The organism is Pseudomonas sp. UYIF39, from assembly GCF_029963765.1.
In the GTDB taxonomy this organism is placed as follows: Bacteria; Pseudomonadota; Gammaproteobacteria; order Pseudomonadales; family Pseudomonadaceae; genus Aquipseudomonas.
Genome location: NZ_JALBYU010000001.1, coordinates 532,249 through 551,508, shown reverse-complemented (window position 1 = coordinate 551,508; position 19,260 = coordinate 532,249). Strand labels below are relative to the sequence as shown.

Sequence of the window (19,260 nt, the reverse complement as noted above, 5' to 3'; positions counted from 1 at the left end):
GTCCTCCACGCTGCGTGGGCGCGAGGGTTCTGCAACTGAAACTGAAAGTACCGCCGTGAAGGTCAGTCATGCTGGGGTTTCCTGTTGTTATTGTTTTTTCAGGCAAGCCGGGTCCGTCGAGAGTCGCTGCGCGTCTCATGTACAGGGCCTGCGGTATCGATTTGTCGTGTTAAGCCAGCGCTTTACCAGGTTGCGCCGAAGGTCTCTCGCAACTCGTTCAAAGCCGCCTGGTCGAGAGATTCCGGTTTGGGATCGCTCATCAGCCAGAGCCGCGCGGTTTCCTCAAGCTCCTCCAGGGCGTAACTGGCCCTGGAGACCGAACTTTCCCAGACCACCGGGCCAAGCCGCTCGAGCATCACGCCGCGAACACTATTGGCCAGCTGCGCGACTTGCTCGGCAACCTTCGGCGAACCGGGTCGCTGGTAGCCAATCAATGGAATATGCCCGACTTTCATGACCTGATACGGCGTCAGCGGCGGCAGGATGTCGTCTGCCTGCCAGACACCGGCCAGCGTCAACGCCACCAGATGAGTTGAATGGGTATGCACCACGCCGCCGACACTCGGGTTGCGGTCATAAACCTGACGGTGCAGCGCCAAAGTCTTTGAAGGCTTGTCACCGGACACCCATTCGCCGGCCAGGTTGACCTTGGCGATAGTCGCTGGATCGAGGCGCCCGAGGCAGACGTCGGTCGGTGTGATCAACCAACCGTCGTCCAGGCGCGCGCTGATATTGCCGGCGCTGCCGACGGTGTAACCGCGCAGGTAAAGGCTGCGGCCAACCTCGCAGATTTCTTCACGCAGGGCGCTTTCGTTACTCATTGCGCACCTCCGGCCTGGGCGAGTTGGTTCAAGGCTTTGCTGAAGAAGTCGCGACCACCGAAGTTGCCCGATTTCAGTGCCAGCGCCAAAGGTTCGTCAGTATTGCTGACAGTCGCCGGCACACCCGGATCGATCTGCGCGCCGATCTGCAGCAACTGTACGCCCAACGCCTGAACCACAGCGCCCGAGGTTTCTCCGCCGGCGATCACGAAACGGCGCACGCCGCTCTGGCGCAGACCTTGGGCAATTTCGCCAAAGGCGTTTTCCACCAGACTGCCAGCCTGCTCGACACCCAGTTGCTGTTGCACCGACTTGACCTCATCCGGTGAGCTGGTGGCGTAGATCAATACGGTTTGTTCGTTATCACGGGCGAAGGACAAGGCTTGCGCCACCACCGGTTCACCCGCGGCCAAGGCCAACGGATCAATCCGCAAGGCCGGCCGCCCGGCTTCGAGCCAGGCCGCCACTTGTCCATTGGTGGCGATCGAAGCACTGCCGGCCAACACCACTTCCCCGCCGAACACCGCCGGGAGCTTTGAGGCATCGAGGTCGCGCAGCTTGCCAGCGCGACGGAAATTTTCCGGCAACCCCAGGGCCAGCCCCGAACCACCCGTCAACAACGGCAGATCGGCGCAGGCGGTGCCGAGGATGTAAAGATCGTTGTCCGACAAGGCATCAGCGATGGCCATGCCGACACCTTGAGCCCTCAGCTCCGCGATCCGCGCACGCACCTGCTCAGTGCCGCGGGCAATGGTGTCGTAGCGCAACAGGCCGACATTCAGTCGGGTCTGCGATTGCAGCACCCGAACCAGGTTGGCATCGGTCATCGGCGTCAGCGGGTGATGCTGCATGCCCGACTCGCTGAGCAGTTGATCCTGCACAAACAAGTGGCCGCGAAAGATTGTCCGGCCATTCTCTGGGAACGCCGGGCAGGCCAGGGTGAAGTCGCTACCCAGTTCGGCCAGCAACGCTTCGCTGACCTGGCCGATATTGCCGGCCGCAGTGGAGTCGAACGTCGAGCAGTATTTGAAGAAGATCTGCTCGCAGCCTTGTTCGCGTAGCCAGGCCAGTGCGGCGAGGGACTGTTCGACCGCGTCGGCGACCGGCGTGGTACGGGATTTCAGGGCAATGACGATCGCATCGGCGTCAAGCCCGGCAGCGACGTCTGCGCTCGGGATACCGATGCTTTGCACGGTACGCATTCCGCCGCGCACCAGCATATTGGCCAGGTCCGTGGCACCGGTGAAATCGTCGGCGATGCAGCCCAGCAACGGGCGTGCAGTGGATGTAGTCATGGGGTGTTCCTCAAACGGGCTCGGGCTTCAAACGGACTGGGGCTTGGCAGTCGGCAATTCGATGCCCGGGAAAATCTTGATCACCGCCGAGTCGTCCTCACGACCGAAGCCGGCACTGGACGCCTGCATGAACATCTGGTGAGCGGTGGCCGACAGCGGCAGCGGAAATTTGCTGGCCCGGGCGGTATCCAGTACCAGGCCCAGGTCCTTGACGAAAATATCCACCGCGGACAACGGCGTGTAGTCAGCCTTGAGAATGTGCGGTACGCGGTTTTCGAACATCCAGGAATTACCGGCGCTATGGGTGATCACCTCATAGAGTGCATCGGCATCGACCCCTTCACGCAGGCCCAGCGCCATGGCTTCGGCAGAGGCGGCGATATGCACCCCGGCGAGGAGCTGGTTGATGATTTTGACCTTCGACCCCAGGCCATGAACGTCACCCAGGCGATAAACCTTGCCGGCCATGCCCGCCAGGATCGACTCAGCCTTGGTATAGGCGTCGGCCGGCCCCGAGGTCATCATGGTCATCTCGCCAGCGGCCGCCTTGGCGGCACCGCCGGAAATCGGTGCATCCAGATAAAGCAGGCCCAACGCGGCCAGGCGCTGGCCCAGATCCACCGCGTAAGTCGGGGCTACGGTGGCGCAGCCGATCACCAGACTGCCCGGCCGCAGTGCGGCCACGGCACCACCCTCACCAAACAGTACGGTTTCGGTCTGCTCGGCGTTGACCACCACGGTCACTATCACGTCGCATTCAGCGGCCATGTGCGAAGGCGAAGAGCAAGCCACACCGCCCTCCCCGGCAAACTGTTCAGTCACCGCAGCCCGCACATCACAGGCATGCACATTGAAACCGCTGCGCAACAACGAGCGAGCAATGCCCAGGCCCATCGCGCCAAGACCGACAACACCGACATTCTTGTTATTCATGGGGTACTCCAGAGGAAAGCAGCGACTGCTTGCGCGCCTGCAAGGCGCAGACATTGGCCGCGTTGTAGAGAGGGCTGCGGTAGACAGGATCAGCGCCGAGCGGATAAACCCGCTGAGGGGCGCTGTCATTCAGCACATGAGTCGGGATCTCGTCGAACATCAAGGCAATCCTGTTTTTGTCGTGTTATCAGGTTGTCATACCGGCTGGTGGAGATCATCTACCAGTGATCAGATTATGTGAAGTATTTTTTTAAAAATAACATTTTTTAACATGGTCAAGAAGTGGCAAGTTTTGAGCACTGACTTACACTGCGATACACCCAATGCGAACGAATGAATGTCCAACAGATCGATAGGTTCCATGGCAATCCGGGGATCGCGTAATGATCTCGGTGAAACCAACATGAAAACGGTCACCACCCTTTTCACCTGTCTGCTCGCTGCCAGCGTTTGCGCGGTGACGAGCACCTGCGCAAATGCTGCGTCGTTCAAGACCAGCTTTGACTGCGCCACGGCAAGGGCATCCGTCGAAAAGCTTATCTGTCGCGATTCGCAACTGGCACAGATGGACATCGAATTGACGCGTCTTTATCGCCTGGCGCTCACGGATGAACGTTCAGTACCGCGGCCGGACAAAGTCTTGATCGACCAGCAGTTCTGGATCGACTCCCGTGATCAGTGTGCGTCCACGTCTGAGCCCAAGGCGTGCACGATCCGAAGTTATGCCGAGCGCGCGCACCAGCTACGCCAAGGCTCGGCCATTGTGAGAACCAAGGATCCAGACAGGCTCACCGAAGGCCCCCTGGCTTTTCGTTGTGCAGGGTTTAACGCACTGATTGCCGCCACCTTCTTTAACACGCAGCCGGGTGTCGTGTACCTGAAATGGGCGAACACCTCGGTCACCCTGAGCCAGGTGCCGAGTGATTCGGGAACCCAATACACTGGCAAGGATTCCCAGGGGAACTACCGCTTCTGGCAAGACGGCAACGGGGTCATTTTCCAGAAGCCAGGCTCAGGGGCAATGAGTTGTACGGCTGAGCCGGTCAGCTGATTTTTGGCGCAAGTACGATTTCCTCAGCACTTCATTCGTCTCAGGTCAAACCACTGCCCGACATCAAACCTTCAGTCAGCAGTGATACCAAAGGCTGGACTAGATGTTGAGTGCCGACGTCGTCACCCATCACCGCGACTTCGGTGCTCGGTAACGTCGGTAACTTTTCAGATGGCTTCAGAGTCCGCATGCCTTCCTGCAGGAGCGACGTTCCCAATGCGGTTATCCCCATCCACTCCCGCCGAACGCTAGCCAAGGCCTCTATCATGATTGCCCGGTACGCGCATGGCGGCCGCATCATCACCAAACGTACAGGTTGGGATGTTTCGATCTCGTAGTCTTTGGTGGCGATCCTGACCAAAGGTTCGCGCCAGATGATTCGGCCCCGCGGGGCATTGGGACCGATTTTTCGCTTGGCAATGACCACGTCCAGTTGTCTGTTTTCGTAGTCGCTCAGCAGATCGTGACTCAAGCCAGCGGTGAGTTCTAACTGAATGTCGGGATAGAGTTTGCAAAAGCGCGACAACAATTTTGGAAGCTGACGCGCGCCCATCAGCAGCCGCTCGCCGTCAGTGCCCCGCCGGCGCCGGCCTGCGCGTTGATAGCGCCGCGAATCAATGAGTTGCGCACGAAGTATTCGCAGCTGTCCTTGCACCTGATCGGCAGCCTGGGCAGTGCCTCGTTGTCGCGACGGGAAGCCGATATTGCCGTGCGCCTGAACCGCCCCAAGGAACCGAATCTGGTTCCACGCAAGGTCGCCACCGTGCCGTTCCATCTGTACGGCTCGGCAGACTATTTAACCAATACTGCCGCGCAAGATCGGGTGTTCATCGCTTACGACGAAACCATGGAGCAATCCCCACAACAAGCGTGGCTGAAGAAACAAGCCAGCGATCGACCGATCCTGCTGCGCAGCAATGATTTGAATATCCAGGCCACCATTGCGTAAGCAGGCGCAGGTGTCGCTACCCTGCCCTACTTCCTTGGCGATCGCTACGGCCTGCAAACGATGCCGTCGGTTGGCGCGGAGCTAGCGCGGGACGTGTGGCTGGTGGTCCACAGCGACATTCACCACACCCCGGCCGTGCAGGTGGTGATGAGTTTCCTGGTGTCCTGTTTCGATCGCTGAATCAGGCATGGATCAGCTTAAGCTGTTATCGAGCCTGAACTCGAACCGCACGGCCTGGACGATCCCGCTGATGACGTCATTCACCAGCAACTTCCCCTTGTCTGCGCTGGAGCCTCGTGCAGAGGACAGCACGCCACTCTCCGGCACCCATTCGGTCCGGGTCGGATACATGTCGTAAACCGGAAATTCAGCGGGCCCGTGATCCGGAATCTTGTCCAGAGCAACCATCTGCGGGTGATAGTGCAGCATCATCGATGTTTCGATGACCGCAGCATGTTCCAGCGCGATCCCCGGAAAACCGTCAGGAAAGACCTTGTCGAGCGTCGCTGACTTCACGAACTCCCAGTGCTCCAGACGCATGACCTCCAAACCCGCATTGGCGCCGATATCACGCATGGCCAGTTCGATGCCTTCAGTGACAAACCACTGATTCTCGTAATGGCCGATCACCAGAACCAGACGCTTCACGCCATGGCGATGAAACTCGCGGACAGCGTCCCGGACCATCGCGATCAGCGTCACCCCATCCACACTGGTTGTTCCACAAAAATGCTGCCCTCCTCCACACTTTGGCTGGGATTTGTAGCCATAGGACAGGGCTGGCGCGACGATCCCGCCAATTTCCCTGGCCACTTCTTCACTGATTGCGCTGGCCAGCAAGGCGTCGGTTCCAAGGGGCAAGTGAGGGCCGTGTTGTTCGGTCGCGCCAATCGGCAGAAATACCACCGCGCCTGACTGAACGTGGTGCTCATAATCGACCCAACTGATGTTATCCATACGGACGGTGTTCATGATGCTGTACTCCGGGCGTCGTTCTGTGTGGTAAAGGCCCCAGCGCCTGGTTTGCATAAACGCTGAGGCGTTACTGCCGGCGCTTCAGGCCCGCGGTGGATACCACTGCTCTGGTTCCGGGTAATCCCAATCCGCGGGGAATGCATAAGTTTCAAACACGGTGGTGGTATCAGCCTCGGTGCCGAAGAATGCGAAATGATTCACACCCATCCAGGAGCCTGACTGCACGCACTTGAAGCCACGTCGCTTCAGTTCGGCGATGCGCTCTGCAAACGGGATGTTGTTGCAGTCATAAGCGACGTGCTGGATGCCTTCGCCATGCTCGTCGAGGAAATCCGCGAAAATAGTCGGTCCGGAAACGGGTTCCATCAACTCCCAGACCATGTTTCCCGACTGGGCGAAACAGACTTTCAGAACAAACTCGGCAGGCTCGCCTCGATAGGTCTGGTTTTGGGTGTTTTCCGGGCTGAAGGTGTAGACGCGCCATGGGCCAATACCCAGTTTGAGCAAGCCATCCATGGTCCGCTTGTGGTCACGCGTCACGATCGCGATCTCGACGACGTTACCCAGGAATGCATCGACTCCAGCACCAGCGCTCAACGCCGTCAGGACATTAAGTTGTTCAAGATGAGACATTTACACATACCTCTTTCATCAATGAAAAGTTACCGGAACTTGATTAACGCTTACTTCAACATGACCGTGGACTGAGCAACTTCAGTTCGCCGTGAGCGTTGCAACAAATAATAAATGCCGCCCCCCACGGAAAATCCCGCAAGCCATGACAAATCAATTCCACCCAGCGCCATTGCAATAGGCCCCTGCAACGATTTAAGGGTGCCAACTTGAAATAACCACGCGGCTAACACACCAATTGCTAGCGCACACACGCCTCTCCAGTTCACATCAAGGCATGCACTTTCAGAGTGATGACAATAAAGCGATTTCAGCTCGATTTGCCCACGACGAATCAAGAAGAAATCGACCAGCGTGATGCCGGCCCACGGACTGATCCACACCACGAAAAACACCATCAGGTTTTCGAAGGCATGCACAAATTCTCCGGATTGCAGGAACAGGTAGAGCATGAACAATGCGACCACCCCGGAAAACATCGAGACAACCCAGCGTGGGACGCGGATATCCAGCGACAGCGTTGCCAGTGCGGCCGAGTAAATGACTACGATGTTGGTGGCGACCGGGCCATGTAGAAGCACAAGAAGTACCGGCAATGCCATCGTGCCAAACACCGCAATGATCAGTTGCGCAGGGTCCGAGCCCCCACCCGCTGAAGCGATGGCAGCGCCAAGAAACGCCAACCATACGGTGGGCAGGAACATGCCAAGGAAGGTCGAGCGGAACACCTGTCCGTCAGACAGTTTGCTCTGGGTGAAACGGGTGTAATCCGAGGCGTATACCAGCCACGAAATGCCCCAGCCAATGCCTATCGCGGTCATGAGGCTGCTCATGGCCGATAGTTTCCCGATGCCCTCGGTGGTCGAGGCGTGCCATTGGATATCTACGTGGGTGAAGGCCAGCACGGTCATCACGACCATGATCAGCAGAATCACCGGCATGGTGTAACGCTCGAAGCACTTGATCGCATTGAAGCCCCAGGCAGCGATGCCAACCTGGATAACCATCACGACCAACGCGATACCGTATTTGAGCTCTATCCCACCACTGATACCGATTTTCTCCAGGGCGGCCACCGCAAGATCCAGGACAATCCAGGTGTTGGTGGCCACCCATCCCATGGGCATCAACACTTGCATGATGGTCGGCAAGTAGGCACCGCGCCGACCGAACGCCAGCCGCGAAAGCACCATCTGCGGCACCCCCGTGCGGTGGCCCATGATGCAGATACCGCCAAACAATGCGGCACCCAACAGATTGCCGACTACGATCACCAGCAGCGTTTCAATCAAGCTCAAACCCAACTGGATACCAATGGCTCCCAGCACCCAGTTGATAGGCGCCACATTCGCACCAGCCCAAATCCAGAACTGGTCCAACGGACTTGAAGTACGATGGCTATCAGGCACAGGTTCGATGCCTAAAGCATCATAATTGGCCTCATTCGTTAAGTTTTTTTCAGATTCACGACGCGTTGACATTATTATTTTCCTCGCTGAGCGGCGACCACTTGAATCGCCCATAGCCATTAAAGCGAGGTACATACTTTTACGTAATTGATAATAACTAAAAGATGTTTTAGAAAAATTGCAGCCTTGAGAAAACATCAATTGTGCAGATTGCCGAGCCATGCAACATCCGCCCACAACCTCAAACTCAATAACGTTTAAGTCCCACTAACAAATAAAACTCGCTGATTGAGTTTTATTTGCCACGACTCAAATAAATATCAATAGCTGAATCCTCTGTGCTCGTGGCCCACTTGTTTCAGTTGCCAAGGTAATTACGCCTCTGGCCTGACAGGAAGCAGCCTATGACCACTATTCTTCACATTGATGCCAGCGCACGAAACGATCGATCCCTGAGCCGCCAACTGTCGAAAGCATTTGTCGACGCCTGGATCGAACGAGATGACAAGACCCTGGTCATTACCCGTGACGTAGGCCACAACCCTCCCCCTTTCGTAACAGAGGAGTGGATTGCCGCAGTCTTTACACCCGAGGCGCACATGACGCCTGAAAAGCGCGAGGAGATCCGGCTGTCGGACGAATTGATCGACGAGATCGACCGGGCCGATGTCATCGTCATGGGTACCCCTATGTACAATTACGGTATGCCTGCGTCCCTCAAGTCGTGGTTCGATAAAGTGATTCGTATCGGCAAGACCTTCACCTTTGATCTGGCGCGTGGCGACTACCCGCTGGAGCCGATCATGAGCGGCAAGAAACTGGTGATTTTGTCTTCCCGGGGCGAGTTTGGATTCGGCCCGGGCGGCGTGCGCGAAAAGATGAATCACCTGGACACTCACATCCAGACCTGCGCGCACTACCTGGGCGTAAGTGAGACCCACGTCATCTCCATCGACTATCAGGAGTTTGGTGATGCGCGCCATGAGGCCTCTATCGCGGATGCGTTCGACGCCGTTCCTGTCCTGGTCAAGCAAATGATTGAAGAGCGACAAAGCGAGCTTTCGCCTGCCTGACTATCTGTTACTGCCGCCAACTCAATCGGAGAAACCATGATCACGATGCTGGAAACCGCCGAGCGATTGAAACAAGGCCTGACGACACCTGGGGAGTTGATCGGGGTCGCATTGGCCGCCGCTAGGGACTCGGAACACGTGTTCATTGCCGTGCTGGATCAACGGGCAATCGATGAAGCAAAAGCGTCGACCGAGCGCTGGTTTCGAGGGGCTCCGCTGAGCCCTTTCGACGGAATACCTTACGCTGCGAAGGATCTGCTGGATATTGCCGGCAGCCGGACTACCGCCGGTTCCATCACACGGATCAACGCGCCGATTGCGCTGGAGGATGCCGTGGTGATCGGCGCACTTGCGTCACAGGGGATGATCCCGGTCGGGAAAACCAACCTCACTGAGTTCGCTTATTCGGGCCTGGGGCTGAATCCTCATTTCGGTACGCCGACTGCCGACATTCAGCTCCGTGAAGTCCGCGTGCCTGGCGGCTCTTCTGCGGGTTCGGCGATTGCGGTTCAAAGGGGCATCGTCACCAGCGCCATCGGCACTGACACAGCGGGTTCGATTCGTATCCCGGCGGCTTTCAATGGCCTGGTTGGCTACAAGGCATCCACCGGCCGTTACAGCATGGCGGGTGTGCACCCTCTCGCTATTACGCTCGATAGCCTGGGATCTTTTGCCCATACCGTAGCGGATTGCGTAGCGTTCGACGCAGCGATGCGGGGTCTCAAAGAAGCCGTCATCCAGTCCGCCAGCCTTTGCGGTCTGCGCTTTGTCATTGACGACGGGGTAATGTCCGATTCAGCGTTGCAACCAGCGGTACGAGAGAACCTGCTCTCGATGATGGCGCTGCTAGGTGCGGCGGGAGCGCATGTCGAGCGACGTCCGATCGCCTCGGTCGCTCGCACTCGCGAACTGATTGCCCGAACGGGTTGGTTGGGGGCGATAGAAGCCTGGCGTCTGTTGGGCGAGGTGGTAGAAGGTCCGCAAGGTTTGCGGATGGACAGACGCGTGCATGCGCGTCTGCTCTCGGCCAAAAACATCGATGCCGCTGCCGAAGCCATTATTCGAAGCCTGCGTCTTGAGTTGATGTCTGCGATGGAGCGTGAGCTTGAGGGCGCCATTATGGTCATGCCAACGGTGAAACACGTCGCGCCGCCAATGACCCCACTGGAAAATGATGACGAACTGTTTGCTGCCGTCAATCTCGAAACCTTGTCGCTCACCATGATTGGCAGTCTGCTGGACATGCCAGGGGTGGCCATTCCGTCTGGCAAGGACAGCGTTGGGCTTGCCACCTCAATCCTGTTTTCCACAACGCGAGGTCACGACGATCAACTGCTCAGTGCCTGTCTGGCGATAGAAACGGCCCTGAATGTCAGGAAGTAAGCGCCAGCCAACTTCCTGACACTTCGTTCAGAGCCGTCTCTCTGAACGATTTCGCTTCGCTCAGAAGCCAGTCCCGAAACAACGAAAGGCTGCGACGTTGATCGCTTCTAGTGTCCTCGATCAGGTGGTAGGTGAAACCAGGCAAGGCCGGCCCCGCCACTCGATGCATACGACCCGAGCGCAGCGCATCGTCAATCAACACGTTGCTGCACAGCAGCGGCCCCAATCCCCGTTCCACAGCATGCAAGGCCAGCGTTTCTTCGCTGTACCAGGAGATGCGGAAATCCCGGGTTGTATCGTGCTCGACCCGGGCCAGCCATGCGGACCATGACGGCGCCTGGAGCGCCTGATTTTTCCATTTGAACGCCAGCAAGGAGCGGTTGTAAAAGTCGCTGATCGTGGGTTGGCGGTCGACAGGGCAAATGCTTTGATCCACGACGGCGATGTACTCATCGTCGAACAGCACCGGCCCCAGCCTGCCGGCATCTCTCGGGCCGTATCGAATGGCCAGATCGACCGTTTCCGAACGCAGATCCACGACCTTTTCCGAGGCATGAATGTGCACAACGATATGGGGATAAATCTCGTTGAATGATGCCAGGCGAGGCATCAGCCACCGCTCGGCAAACGCGCGCGTAGTGGAAACCTGAATGGCATCCCCCTCCTTTGGCGCACCGATCAGGGCAAACGCCCGGGCAATCTGGTCGAAACCGTCGCGCAATAGCGGATAGATGGTTTTACCCGCCGGTGTGAGGGTCACCGTCCGGCCCCTCTCCAGCAGCTTTTGCCCCAGCCCGTCTTCCAACTGCCGGACTTGATGACTGACCGCAGCGACCGTCACAGAGAGTTCGTTGGCGGCCGCAGAAAAACTCTGGTGACGTGCGACCGCCTCAAACGCTCGCACGGAATTCAATGGGGGAATTTTGCGCATGGCTTACTCCGGATGCTTGTTTTTGCTCGCGGCAGGTTCAGTTGCCCGCCAGCAGACAGGCTCTGCCGGCAGGTGCGGTCCGGCGTCAGGTGATGCTGTAATGAACGTCCTGGGGCCGCATTCCGTTGACGGCCGTGATGTCCTGCGGGCAGGCAGAAAAGACCACGACCGCATCCATTTCAGCCTGTAGCGATACGTATTGCCCAGGTTCACTGACCGGTTCCGCGAACTCGATGCGCCCGTCCTGATGCACCGGCACATTCATAAAGAGGTTCAACGGGCTCGGCGTTTCAGGCGTCACCAGGCCGATGGCATCCAGGGCCAGAAAGAGGTTTTCGTTGCAGCTGTCATGATGACCGATAAAACCCAGCTGCTCATAGCGCGTCGGATCGCAAGCGGCTACCAGCGTGTCATGGACACCCGGAGAGGTGTCTTCGATGAGCGTCAGGATTTTCCGACGTTTGTTGGTAACGAGGCTGTCACCTTGCCGCGGGTTGAGCTTCAACCAGAACGGCCGACTGTGCTCCATCGACATCGCCTCGCACAGGTCCTCCGGATTGAACGCCCAGGTGTCTACGACCTGCTTGCCATGGGTGTTGATCAGCTTGATGATTTGACCCCGTTTCAAGTGGATCGCGACCCCTCGCCGGGCAGGCAAACGGACCAGCTCGCTGGGGTAAATGGTCGTGATTGCAGTCATGTTGTGTTGTTCTCCTTATGCACGGCTAATGGCCTACAGGCCGGGTACCTGTCGTAAAGGAAAACACAGAGGAAAACCGCAAACCAATAATATAAAGTCGCCTCTGTATAAGTGAAATCTATAGGGTGCCCCATGCGAATCCGGCAACTTGAGTGCTTCAGAACCTTGATGATCCACGGCACCATGACTCGTGCTGCTGAACTGTTGGGCATCTCTCAACCCGCCATCAGCAGCACCATCGCCAATCTGGAGCATGAGACCGGCCTGAAACTCTTCGTGCGAAAAGGCGGTCGCCTGCAACCCACCCCCGAAGCCCGGTTGTTTTTTGTCGAGGCTGAACGGGCGCTGGAAGCGGTGGAGAAAACCAATCGCATCGCCAAGGAGATTCGGACCGGCAAACGCGGTCACCTAGCCATTGCCGCCTACGCCAGCATCTCGATCAATCTGTTGCCACGATTGATGGCCGAGTTTGCGAAAGAGCGTCCGGGGCTTGAACTCAAGATCATTACCCGCAATTCACAGTCTGTTCGCGAGCTGATGTCGACGCAGCAATTTGACCTGGCCATCGCTGAACTGCCCCTCGACTACCCAACCTCGAACATGGAAGTGATTTCGTACGAATGTCAGTGCATGGTGCCGATCGGTCACCCTCTTGCAGAACTGGAGGTGATTACACCCGCGGATCTGGATGGCGTGCCGTTCGTTACGCTGTTCAAGGGTGACCCGATCTACCAGCAACTGGCGATGGCTTTTTCGGCATACGGGTCATCCTGGAACGTGGTGGCCGAAACAGAATTCTTCTCCACCGCCTGCGAACTGGTCTGCTCCGGGATGGGCGTCGGGATCATCGACCCGGTGGTCAGCCTGCCCTTCACCGGGAATCTGCTGCTCAAGCCGTTCTCACCGGTGATCAAATACGAAATCGCGCTGCTGCTTCCCACCCAGGAAGAGCCCTCGCAACTGGCGCGAGAGTTTGCCCATTTCCTCAGGCAACACCTTTGACGGTCTCGCCGAACATTGCGAACTGGCCATAACCGTGCCGGGCCAATGGCCGAACTTTGGAGAGATCGATACGGCCTTCGGTGAAGCAGTTGTCGTTGATATGCAGACCGATCACGCGCCCGATAATCAGCAGGTTTTCCTCAATTTCAGAGGGTAGCTCCACGGCCTTCAGCAGCACGCACTCAATGTGTATGGGCGCTGCTTTGACCCGAGGGGGCAATACCAGCGAGGAGGCCTCAGATTCGAGTCCCACCCGATCAAACTCGTTGACCTCAGGCCGTGCTGGTTCACTGGATGCCTTTACTTCAACGCGCAGGTCATAGGTGGCCATGTTGACGACGAACTCACCGGTCTCAAGGATGTTTCTGGCAGTATCTTTTGCGCCGTGAGCATGTCGGCCATTGGAGCCAAACATCACAATCGGCGGTTTTTCCGATAGCGCGTTGAAAAAACTGTAGGGCGCCAGGTTCGGCACACCGTCCTTGCCGAGGGTGGAAATCCAGCCGATTGGTCTCGGGACCACACAACTCATCCAGTGTTTGTTGATTTCCTCATCATCCTGACCTGTCACAAGCAACATGAAACACCCCTCCCGCGTGAACTGATAGCGGGAGTAAAACAGCTTCATTGGCGAGAAAAACAATAATGAATCTTGCTATGGCTATAAGTGAAATCTATACGCGTAGTCCGCGTCAGCGAGGACTGTGCCTGTCAGGTCGTCGGCGATTTATGCCACGGATACCCTTTCGCGCTGAGTTGAAAGGCGTAATCGAACAAGCGCTTCATGTACTCGCCATCAAATCTATGATTGCGAGAAATATCAAAATCGGAGCCGATGTACGCCAGATTGAAGTCCGCGCCATCCTGCTGCGCAATTCGGTAAATTCGGTCCAGATCGCTGACCCCCTGATTCTGGATCAGTGCGCTGATGGCGCGACCGCCGATGCTCAAGGTACGGCGCTTGGTTCCGGACCACTGCAGCTCCAGTTTGCCGTTGCGAATGACATAGAAATGCCGTTCCTCACGCAAACGCGCCCCGGTCACGCGGTTCAGCGCCATCACAGTGCCGGGTGGGTAAAGGAACACCTGAGTCAGGACCCCTCCGTCCACGTGCATCTCCTGAAACTGTTGGCCGTCAACCTCGACGTCGATCATGACGGGTGAGACGGCGCCGGGAATACTCATCGACGCGATCATGATGTTGCGAAACAGGTCGAGCGCGCCCGGTGCCTGGCTGGAGGCAATAGCGCCCATGTTCCAGGTGACCGGGCGCCCTGAATCAAGGTCGGTGGTGCCGATCATCAGAAGACGTCCTTTGGCGTATTGCGACGCGATCGCCGCAAGAACCTCGGCGGTGATGTGCTGTGCAATGAGCCGCGACAGTGGCTTGCTATGCGCGATACCGTCGCTGGCAAGGCGGGTCAGCACATTGCGCGGATGGAAAATGTCTTTTGGGCCGACTGCATTGCAGATACCCAGAATGACACCGTCGTACTGGGGCCCCAGGTAAGCAAACGGGGCGACCAGGGCGCCAGCGCTGATGCCGGTGACGACTTTGAACACGGGACGTGACCCATGCAGGGTCCATCCCGCAATGATGCCCCCCGCGAATGTGCCGGCGTCGCCGCCCCCCGAAACGGCCAACATGCTTGCCAGCGGCAAGGTGTCATTGGGCATCCCTGCGCTGGCGAGCGCCGCGGCTTCTCGAACGTTGGCCTGACTCACATCCCGGATGAACGGGGTCAGATCCTGGTCCAGCCAGTAGCGAGCATCCGGAATGCCAGGGATGAGCGCTTTTTCGGTTAACGTTGGCGGCACCGCATCTCGGCGTTGCAGGCACGCTTGACGCAACATGTTCATCGTTGAGGCGCTAGGCCTGAGCAGGAATGTTTTCAAAACGCCTCCTCCTGCCCCTGCAAGATCCCGTCTGCCAATGTCAGGGCGAGTGGCCTGACCACCTTTTCATGCTAGCGCAAGCCCGGGCAGTCATAACGTCGGCGGGACGTCCGGTCTGTTCTGCGGCTGATCCTCCACCCATTGCCAGAACAACTGATAGCCGACCGCAAGCACCACCGGGCCGATGAACAGACCGAGGATTCCGCTGGTGACCATGCCGCCCAGGGCACCGATCAACACCACTGGCATCGGCACATCGACACCGCGCCCCAGCAACAAGGGCTTGAGTACGTTATCCACCAGGCCGGCAACGAACACATAGATGGCGAAGACGATGGTTGCCGTGCTGGCCCCGTCGGTGGCGAACACAAAGGCAATCACGGGCAGCGTAATCAGCGTCGCCGGCAATTGCATGATGCCGAGCAGCAGCACCGCCAAGGCAAGCAACCCGGCACCGGGGACTCCCATGACCACGAATCCGATGCCCACCAGCAACATCTGGATGAAAGCGATGCCGACCACCCCCAGCGCGACCGCCCGGATCGTTGCGGTACACAGTTCGGCGATTTTCGGCCCCTTGGCCGGCCCACTGACGCGGGCCGCGATCTGTGCCGCACTGCGGCTGCCGCTCTCGCCGTAGGCCATGAAAATGCCGGCGATGATCAATGCAAAGATAAAGGTGAGGAACCCCATGCCGACGCCGGCCAGTTTGCCGAGGAAGCTCACGCTGAAATGTTTTATCTGCGGCAGGTACTTCGCCGCCAGGTCGGGAAGATCGGTTGAGGCCTGCAGCCATAAAGCAGAGACAGACTTGCCCACCAACGGCCAGTCAGCGACTGAGTCAGTGGGTGGCGGAATATGGAAGCTGCCGTCCTTGACGGTGGTCATGGCCTGCGCGACCGAATCGGCAATCGAGGTGACCAACAGATAGATCGGCACCATGAGCACAACGATAGCGATCAGCACAATCAGCGTCGCAATATGACCGTCTTTCTGACCCAGCGGCCCCTTGAGTCGCTGTTGCAATGGATAAAGGGTGATCGCCAGGATCAGCGACCACAGCATGAGGTCGCGGAACGGGCTGAAGATCTCAAAGCAGAACAGCACCAGTACGGTAATCAACCCGGCACGGATCAAAACATCGAGCAGGCTGCGTGTGAACGCTTTTTCGGAGCTGGATGTGGGCACCATTGCTGCCTCCTTGCAGATCGCTGCAGAGAGATGAGATCGGTTAGCCCAGCATAGACGCTCAATGGAAAACGCGAGCAATCACCGCAGCTTCAGCGGATCAACCAGTTCAGCGGCGATGGCCATGCCAACCAGGTCCGGCAAGGTATTGGCCTGCATACGTTTCATCACCCGCGAGCGATACAAATCGACAGTTTTTGCGCTCACGCCCAGTTGTTCTGCAATCTCACGGGTGGTGTAACCCTGGACCAGCGGCAGCAAGACATCGCGCTCCCGTGGGGTCAATGTCAGCAAACGTGCCTGCAAGGCTTCATGGCCCTGATTGCCTGAGCGGTTTGCCGCGCAGTTGCTGAGCGCCTGTTGCACGCTGTCCAGCAGCAATTGCTCGTTATAGGGCTTCTCGATGAAGTCATGGGCGCCCGCCTTGAAGGCGCGAACCACGATCGGCACGTCCGCGTGCCCGCTGACGAAGATGATCGGCAAGTTCAGCTCACGTGTGCGCATTTCTTCCTGCACGTTCAAACCGCCCATGCCGGGCATGCGAACATCGAGCAGCACGCAGGCATCGAGCGTGGCATCACAAGCACTGAGAAACTCCACGCCACTGGTAAACGGCAAGGCCTTGAGCCCTACCGACTCCAACAACCAGACCGTTGAGTCGAGCATGCCTTGATCGTCGTCGACCACATACACCACGTGCTCCGTCACACCTGCCATTACGTTATTCCTGTTGTTGTTTTGTTGGGCCGGCCAGCGGCAAGCGGCAGCACATCAGTAGCCCGACAGGTTGGCGTCGGGCCTGTAATTCGCCACCGAAACCTTCGATGATGCTGCGGCTCATGGACAAGCCAAGCCCCAGGCCATCGGCCTTGCTGGTATAGAACGGGGTAAATATCTGCTCCAGTTCGGGCTCGCTGACGCCCGGTCCCTGGTCTTGCACACTGATTTCCACGGTTGCACCACCGCCCTGCCCCGCAGCCATCACGATCAGTGAAGGTTGCCCCGGATGTTGTTCGCGGTTGGCATCGATGGCGTTGCGCAACAGATTGAGCAGGACCTGCTCCAGCAGCACCCGGTCGGCATAAATCGGCGGCAGATTATCCGGCAGGCGATCCTCGATTGTCACTTGGCAATTGCTCGCTTCCCAGGCACACAAACGCACGGCCTCGCGGGCGACGTCGGTGAAATTCAGGGCTTGCATCCGACGTTGTCCCTTGCGCAGAAACGCGCGCAAACGTCTGATCACTTCTGATGCATGCGTGGCGTGATGGGTAATGCGCTCCAGCCCTTGCGCCACTCGGGCGGCGGCCTGGGGATTGGAATCCAGCGTCTGTAAATAGCGCTGGCTGGCATTGGCGTAATTGACCACCGCCGCCAACGGCTGGTTGATTTCGTGAGCGATACCCGAGGCCAACTCACCCAGGGTGACCAACCGCGCGGTGTGCGCCAATTCGTCCTGATGGCGGCGCTGCTGCACTTCACGCAGTTCACGCTCGGTCATGTCCCGCGCCACCAAGGAGTAATAGCGTTCGCCGCCGGCCGAACGATGCGCCAGCAGCACCAGCGACACCGGCACGGAAGTGCCGCCTCCCGGTGGCTGCAATCGCGCATCGGTGCTCCAGACACCGTCGCGTTCGGCGCTGCTCCAGCCATCGCGCTGCAGACGCGTCAGGTCAGCGCTGGCGAACAATTGCGCCAGGGCTGGCATCGGTTGCTGCTCGTCGATCCCCAGGATGCGCCGAGCAGCAGGATTGAGATAAGTGACCTGCCCCTCAGGGTCGATGAACAACACCGGATCGGTGTTGGCCTCGACCACCTCCGCCAGGCGCCGCTTGTTCTCCTCGGCTTGCACCCGGGCGGTAATGTCCCGGGACACGCTGACCACTTCAACCACCGTCCCGGTGTAGGTTTCACGAATCGCCCGGCTCGCGGTTTCGAACCACAGGTAATGCCCATCTCGATGGCGAATGCGGTAGGTCATCGTGTGATAACCGTCCTGCTCCAGGGCATCCCGCGCGCGCTGCACCAGGCTGGCCAGGTCCTGACCATGGAACAAGCCCTGGGCCATTTGCCCGCGCAACTCCTCCGGCCAGTAGCCGAGCAATGTCCAGGACGCCGGCGAGGCATCCAGAAAGCGTCCGTCGGGTGTATGCCTGGAAATCAGGTCGGTGGTGTTCTCGATGATCAGCCGGTACAGCCGCCGTGCCGTGGCCGCTTCACGCTCGGCCAGCACTTGTGCCGTGGCATCGCGGCAACGGGCGAGCACGCGGTTGTCCTGGGGATCGGGGATAAACGTCCAGATCAGAATCTGCGCTTCGAACTGGGCTTCGACCCCGTCGATGGCGCGTTGCTGGTCGAGGCAGGCACGGACCAGCACCCGGTGATTCACCGGCAAAAAGCCCAACACATCGGTCAGCGGCTTTTCGGCGAGCAGTGCCAACAGCGCGGCATTGAATTCCAGCGGGCGGCCCTGTGCATCGAGCAACAGACTCGGTTGCGGATCGTGCCCCAACAGCGGCGAGCCGCGCAGCATGCCATTGACGCTGCTCAGCAAGGTCGTCAGCAAGTCCTGCACCCAACCCAGCCAATCAAGACTCACTCCCTCGCACACTTCCACCAGCAACAACCCCGGCTGCCCCGGTTGCAAGGCCAGATCAAACACCTGGCCATGACTGATAGCGGCCCGGCGCAGTCGCCCGGCCAACCAGCAATCGAGTTGACGTACTTGAGCCAGGTCCAGCCGCCCTGCCTCGACCAGCCGATCAAACAGCAACTGATCGCTGGCCAGCGAAGGGTCGCCCAGCCCCGGTGGAAAATGCTGGGCGGCGCCCTCGTGGCTGTAAATCCGCGCATTGGCTTGCCAACTCAGATAAACCGCCCGGCGCACCTCGGGGCAATCCTGCAGCGCACGGCACAACGCATCGGCCCGGGCGGCCAGAGACACACCCTCGCGCTGCAGGCGCAACCAGCTGTGCAATCGAACGGGGGTCAGGGTCATCACGGGTCCGCTTCGTTGGGGAA

Annotated in this window: 20 protein-coding genes; 5 read left to right on the top strand and 15 right to left on the bottom strand. The window is 58.5% G+C overall.

Annotated elements, in window-relative coordinates:
- Positions 1 to 182: 182 nt before the first annotated feature.
- From MO767_RS02600 to MO767_RS02585, 4 genes are read right to left on the bottom strand one after another with little or no spacing between them, the layout of a single operon-like run.
- On the bottom strand, positions 183 to 821 hold the full coding sequence (locus MO767_RS02600) for an aldolase (RefSeq protein ID WP_282479282.1): 639 nt from the start codon (positions 819 to 821) through the stop codon (positions 183 to 185).
- The gene (otnK, locus tag MO767_RS02595) at positions 818 to 2,116 is read right to left on the bottom strand and encodes a 3-oxo-tetronate kinase (RefSeq protein ID WP_282479281.1); all 1,299 of its coding nucleotides are present in this window, start codon (positions 2,114 to 2,116) and stop codon (positions 818 to 820) included. The genes MO767_RS02600 and otnK overlap by 4 nt, the downstream gene beginning before the upstream one ends.
- Positions 2,117 to 2,143: 27 nt before the next feature.
- A complete protein-coding gene (ltnD, locus tag MO767_RS02590; protein ID WP_095132767.1) occupies positions 2,144 to 3,049 on the bottom strand; it encodes an L-threonate dehydrogenase in 906 nt (301 codons plus the stop codon).
- Positions 3,042 to 3,209 (bottom strand): hypothetical protein, encoded by a 168-nt coding sequence (locus tag MO767_RS02585; protein WP_282479280.1) that lies wholly within the window; start codon positions 3,207 to 3,209, stop codon positions 3,042 to 3,044. Before MO767_RS02585 ends, ltnD begins: the two co-directional genes overlap by 8 nt.
- Positions 3,210 to 3,452: 243 nt before the next feature.
- Here MO767_RS02585 and MO767_RS02580 point away from each other — a divergent pair, with 243 nt between their 5' ends.
- Positions 3,453 to 4,100 (top strand): MliC family protein, encoded by a 648-nt coding sequence (locus MO767_RS02580; protein WP_282479279.1) that lies wholly within the window; start codon positions 3,453 to 3,455, stop codon positions 4,098 to 4,100.
- A 40-nt stretch (positions 4,101 to 4,140) separates the two neighbouring features.
- Here the strand turns inward: MO767_RS02580 and MO767_RS02575 are convergent, their stop codons facing one another.
- Positions 4,141 to 4,653, bottom strand: a complete 513-nt coding sequence (locus MO767_RS02575; RefSeq protein ID WP_282479278.1) for a LysR substrate-binding domain-containing protein — start codon at positions 4,651 to 4,653, stop codon at positions 4,141 to 4,143.
- A 45-nt stretch (positions 4,654 to 4,698) separates the two neighbouring features.
- Here MO767_RS02575 and MO767_RS02570 point away from each other — a divergent pair, with 45 nt between their 5' ends.
- Positions 4,699 to 5,049 (top strand): hypothetical protein, encoded by a 351-nt coding sequence (locus MO767_RS02570; protein ID WP_282479277.1) that lies wholly within the window; start codon positions 4,699 to 4,701, stop codon positions 5,047 to 5,049.
- Positions 5,050 to 5,241: 192 nt separating this feature from the next.
- On the opposite strand, the gene MO767_RS02565 is transcribed toward MO767_RS02570, so the two are convergent.
- The 3 genes from MO767_RS02565 to MO767_RS02555 form a co-directional block, all read right to left on the bottom strand.
- Positions 5,242 to 6,021, bottom strand: coding sequence for a creatininase (locus MO767_RS02565; RefSeq protein ID WP_282479276.1), 780 nt, complete (start codon positions 6,019 to 6,021; stop codon positions 5,242 to 5,244).
- 84 nt (positions 6,022 to 6,105) lie between these two features.
- Positions 6,106 to 6,657 carry a VOC family protein gene (locus tag MO767_RS02560; RefSeq protein ID WP_282479275.1) on the bottom strand — a complete coding sequence of 184 codons (552 nt, stop codon included), beginning with the start codon at positions 6,655 to 6,657 and terminating at the stop codon, positions 6,106 to 6,108.
- A 50-nt stretch (positions 6,658 to 6,707) separates the two neighbouring features.
- Entirely contained in the window at positions 6,708 to 8,288 is a 1,581-nt protein-coding gene (locus tag MO767_RS02555) for a cytosine permease (RefSeq protein ID WP_282479274.1), read from the bottom strand.
- 182 nt (positions 8,289 to 8,470) lie between these two features.
- On the opposite strand from MO767_RS02555, the gene MO767_RS02550 reads away from it, so the two are divergent.
- Positions 8,471 to 9,139 (top strand): NAD(P)H-dependent oxidoreductase, encoded by a 669-nt coding sequence (locus MO767_RS02550; RefSeq protein ID WP_282479273.1) that lies wholly within the window; start codon positions 8,471 to 8,473, stop codon positions 9,137 to 9,139.
- A gap of 36 nt (positions 9,140 to 9,175) precedes the next feature.
- The gene (locus tag MO767_RS02545; RefSeq protein WP_282479272.1) at positions 9,176 to 10,522 is read left to right on the top strand and encodes an amidase family protein; all 1,347 of its coding nucleotides are present in this window, start codon (positions 9,176 to 9,178) and stop codon (positions 10,520 to 10,522) included.
- Here MO767_RS02545 and MO767_RS02540 read toward each other — a convergent pair.
- The gene (locus MO767_RS02540; protein ID WP_282479271.1) at positions 10,512 to 11,453 is read right to left on the bottom strand and encodes a LysR family transcriptional regulator; all 942 of its coding nucleotides are present in this window, start codon (positions 11,451 to 11,453) and stop codon (positions 10,512 to 10,514) included. The genes MO767_RS02545 and MO767_RS02540 overlap by 11 nt on opposite strands.
- Before the next feature lie 85 nt (positions 11,454 to 11,538).
- Positions 11,539 to 12,153, bottom strand: coding sequence for an urea carboxylase-associated family protein (locus tag MO767_RS02535; protein WP_282479270.1), 615 nt, complete (start codon positions 12,151 to 12,153; stop codon positions 11,539 to 11,541).
- A 132-nt stretch (positions 12,154 to 12,285) separates the two neighbouring features.
- On the opposite strand from MO767_RS02535, the gene MO767_RS02530 reads away from it, so the two are divergent.
- Entirely contained in the window at positions 12,286 to 13,155 is an 870-nt protein-coding gene (locus MO767_RS02530) for a LysR substrate-binding domain-containing protein (protein ID WP_282479269.1), read from the top strand.
- Here the strand turns inward: MO767_RS02530 and MO767_RS02525 are convergent.
- From MO767_RS02525 to MO767_RS02505, 5 genes are all read right to left on the bottom strand, one after another.
- Positions 13,139 to 13,783, bottom strand: a complete 645-nt coding sequence (locus MO767_RS02525) for a flavin reductase family protein (protein WP_282479268.1) — start codon at positions 13,781 to 13,783, stop codon at positions 13,139 to 13,141. The two genes, MO767_RS02530 and MO767_RS02525, sit on opposite strands and share 17 nt — an antisense overlap.
- Before the next feature lie 83 nt (positions 13,784 to 13,866).
- The gene (locus MO767_RS02520; protein WP_282479267.1) at positions 13,867 to 15,051 is read right to left on the bottom strand and encodes a patatin-like phospholipase family protein; all 1,185 of its coding nucleotides are present in this window, start codon (positions 15,049 to 15,051) and stop codon (positions 13,867 to 13,869) included.
- 90 nt (positions 15,052 to 15,141) lie between these two features.
- Positions 15,142 to 16,242 carry an AI-2E family transporter gene (locus tag MO767_RS02515; protein ID WP_282479266.1) on the bottom strand — a complete coding sequence of 367 codons (1,101 nt, stop codon included), beginning with the start codon at positions 16,240 to 16,242 and terminating at the stop codon, positions 15,142 to 15,144.
- A gap of 78 nt (positions 16,243 to 16,320) precedes the next feature.
- The gene (locus MO767_RS02510) at positions 16,321 to 16,956 is read right to left on the bottom strand and encodes a response regulator transcription factor (protein WP_046055223.1); all 636 of its coding nucleotides are present in this window, start codon (positions 16,954 to 16,956) and stop codon (positions 16,321 to 16,323) included.
- Between the two features lie 4 nt (positions 16,957 to 16,960).
- Positions 16,961 to 19,237 carry a PAS domain S-box protein gene (locus MO767_RS02505; protein ID WP_282479265.1) on the bottom strand — a complete coding sequence of 759 codons (2,277 nt, stop codon included), beginning with the start codon at positions 19,235 to 19,237 and terminating at the stop codon, positions 16,961 to 16,963.
- Positions 19,238 to 19,260 lie beyond the last annotated feature (23 nt).

What these genes read in the sequence shown, in the direction of transcription:
- otnK (WP_282479281.1), bottom strand. Translation starts at nt 2,116, where the DNA reads ATGACTACATCCACTGCACGCCCGTTGCTGGGCTGCATCGCCGACGAT.
- MO767_RS02505 (WP_282479265.1), bottom strand. Translation starts at nt 19,237, where the DNA reads ATGACCCTGACCCCCGTTCGATTGCACAGCTGGTTGCGCCTGCAGCGC.
- MO767_RS02530 (WP_282479269.1), top strand. Translation starts at nt 12,286, where the DNA reads ATGCGAATCCGGCAACTTGAGTGCTTCAGAACCTTGATGATCCACGGC.
- MO767_RS02525 (WP_282479268.1), bottom strand. Translation starts at nt 13,783, where the DNA reads ATGAAGCTGTTTTACTCCCGCTATCAGTTCACGCGGGAGGGGTGTTTC.
- MO767_RS02585 (WP_282479280.1), bottom strand. Translation starts at nt 3,209, where the DNA reads ATGTTCGACGAGATCCCGACTCATGTGCTGAATGACAGCGCCCCTCAG.
- MO767_RS02535 (WP_282479270.1), bottom strand. Translation starts at nt 12,153, where the DNA reads ATGACTGCAATCACGACCATTTACCCCAGCGAGCTGGTCCGTTTGCCT.
- MO767_RS02565 (WP_282479276.1), bottom strand. Translation starts at nt 6,021, where the DNA reads ATGAACACCGTCCGTATGGATAACATCAGTTGGGTCGATTATGAGCAC.
- MO767_RS02540 (WP_282479271.1), bottom strand. Translation starts at nt 11,453, where the DNA reads ATGCGCAAAATTCCCCCATTGAATTCCGTGCGAGCGTTTGAGGCGGTC.
- MO767_RS02550 (WP_282479273.1), top strand. Translation starts at nt 8,471, where the DNA reads ATGACCACTATTCTTCACATTGATGCCAGCGCACGAAACGATCGATCC.
- MO767_RS02555 (WP_282479274.1), bottom strand. Translation starts at nt 8,288, where the DNA reads ATGGCTCGGCAATCTGCACAATTGATGTTTTCTCAAGGCTGCAATTTT.
- MO767_RS02545 (WP_282479272.1), top strand. Translation starts at nt 9,176, where the DNA reads ATGATCACGATGCTGGAAACCGCCGAGCGATTGAAACAAGGCCTGACG.
- MO767_RS02580 (WP_282479279.1), top strand. Translation starts at nt 3,453, where the DNA reads ATGAAAACGGTCACCACCCTTTTCACCTGTCTGCTCGCTGCCAGCGTT.
- MO767_RS02510 (WP_046055223.1), bottom strand. Translation starts at nt 16,956, where the DNA reads ATGGCAGGTGTGACGGAGCACGTGGTGTATGTGGTCGACGACGATCAA.
- MO767_RS02515 (WP_282479266.1), bottom strand. Translation starts at nt 16,242, where the DNA reads ATGGTGCCCACATCCAGCTCCGAAAAAGCGTTCACACGCAGCCTGCTC.
- MO767_RS02600 (WP_282479282.1), bottom strand. Translation starts at nt 821, where the DNA reads ATGAGTAACGAAAGCGCCCTGCGTGAAGAAATCTGCGAGGTTGGCCGC.
- ltnD (WP_095132767.1), bottom strand. Translation starts at nt 3,049, where the DNA reads ATGAATAACAAGAATGTCGGTGTTGTCGGTCTTGGCGCGATGGGCCTG.
- MO767_RS02575 (WP_282479278.1), bottom strand. Translation starts at nt 4,653, where the DNA reads ATGGGCGCGCGTCAGCTTCCAAAATTGTTGTCGCGCTTTTGCAAACTC.
- MO767_RS02560 (WP_282479275.1), bottom strand. Translation starts at nt 6,657, where the DNA reads ATGTCTCATCTTGAACAACTTAATGTCCTGACGGCGTTGAGCGCTGGT.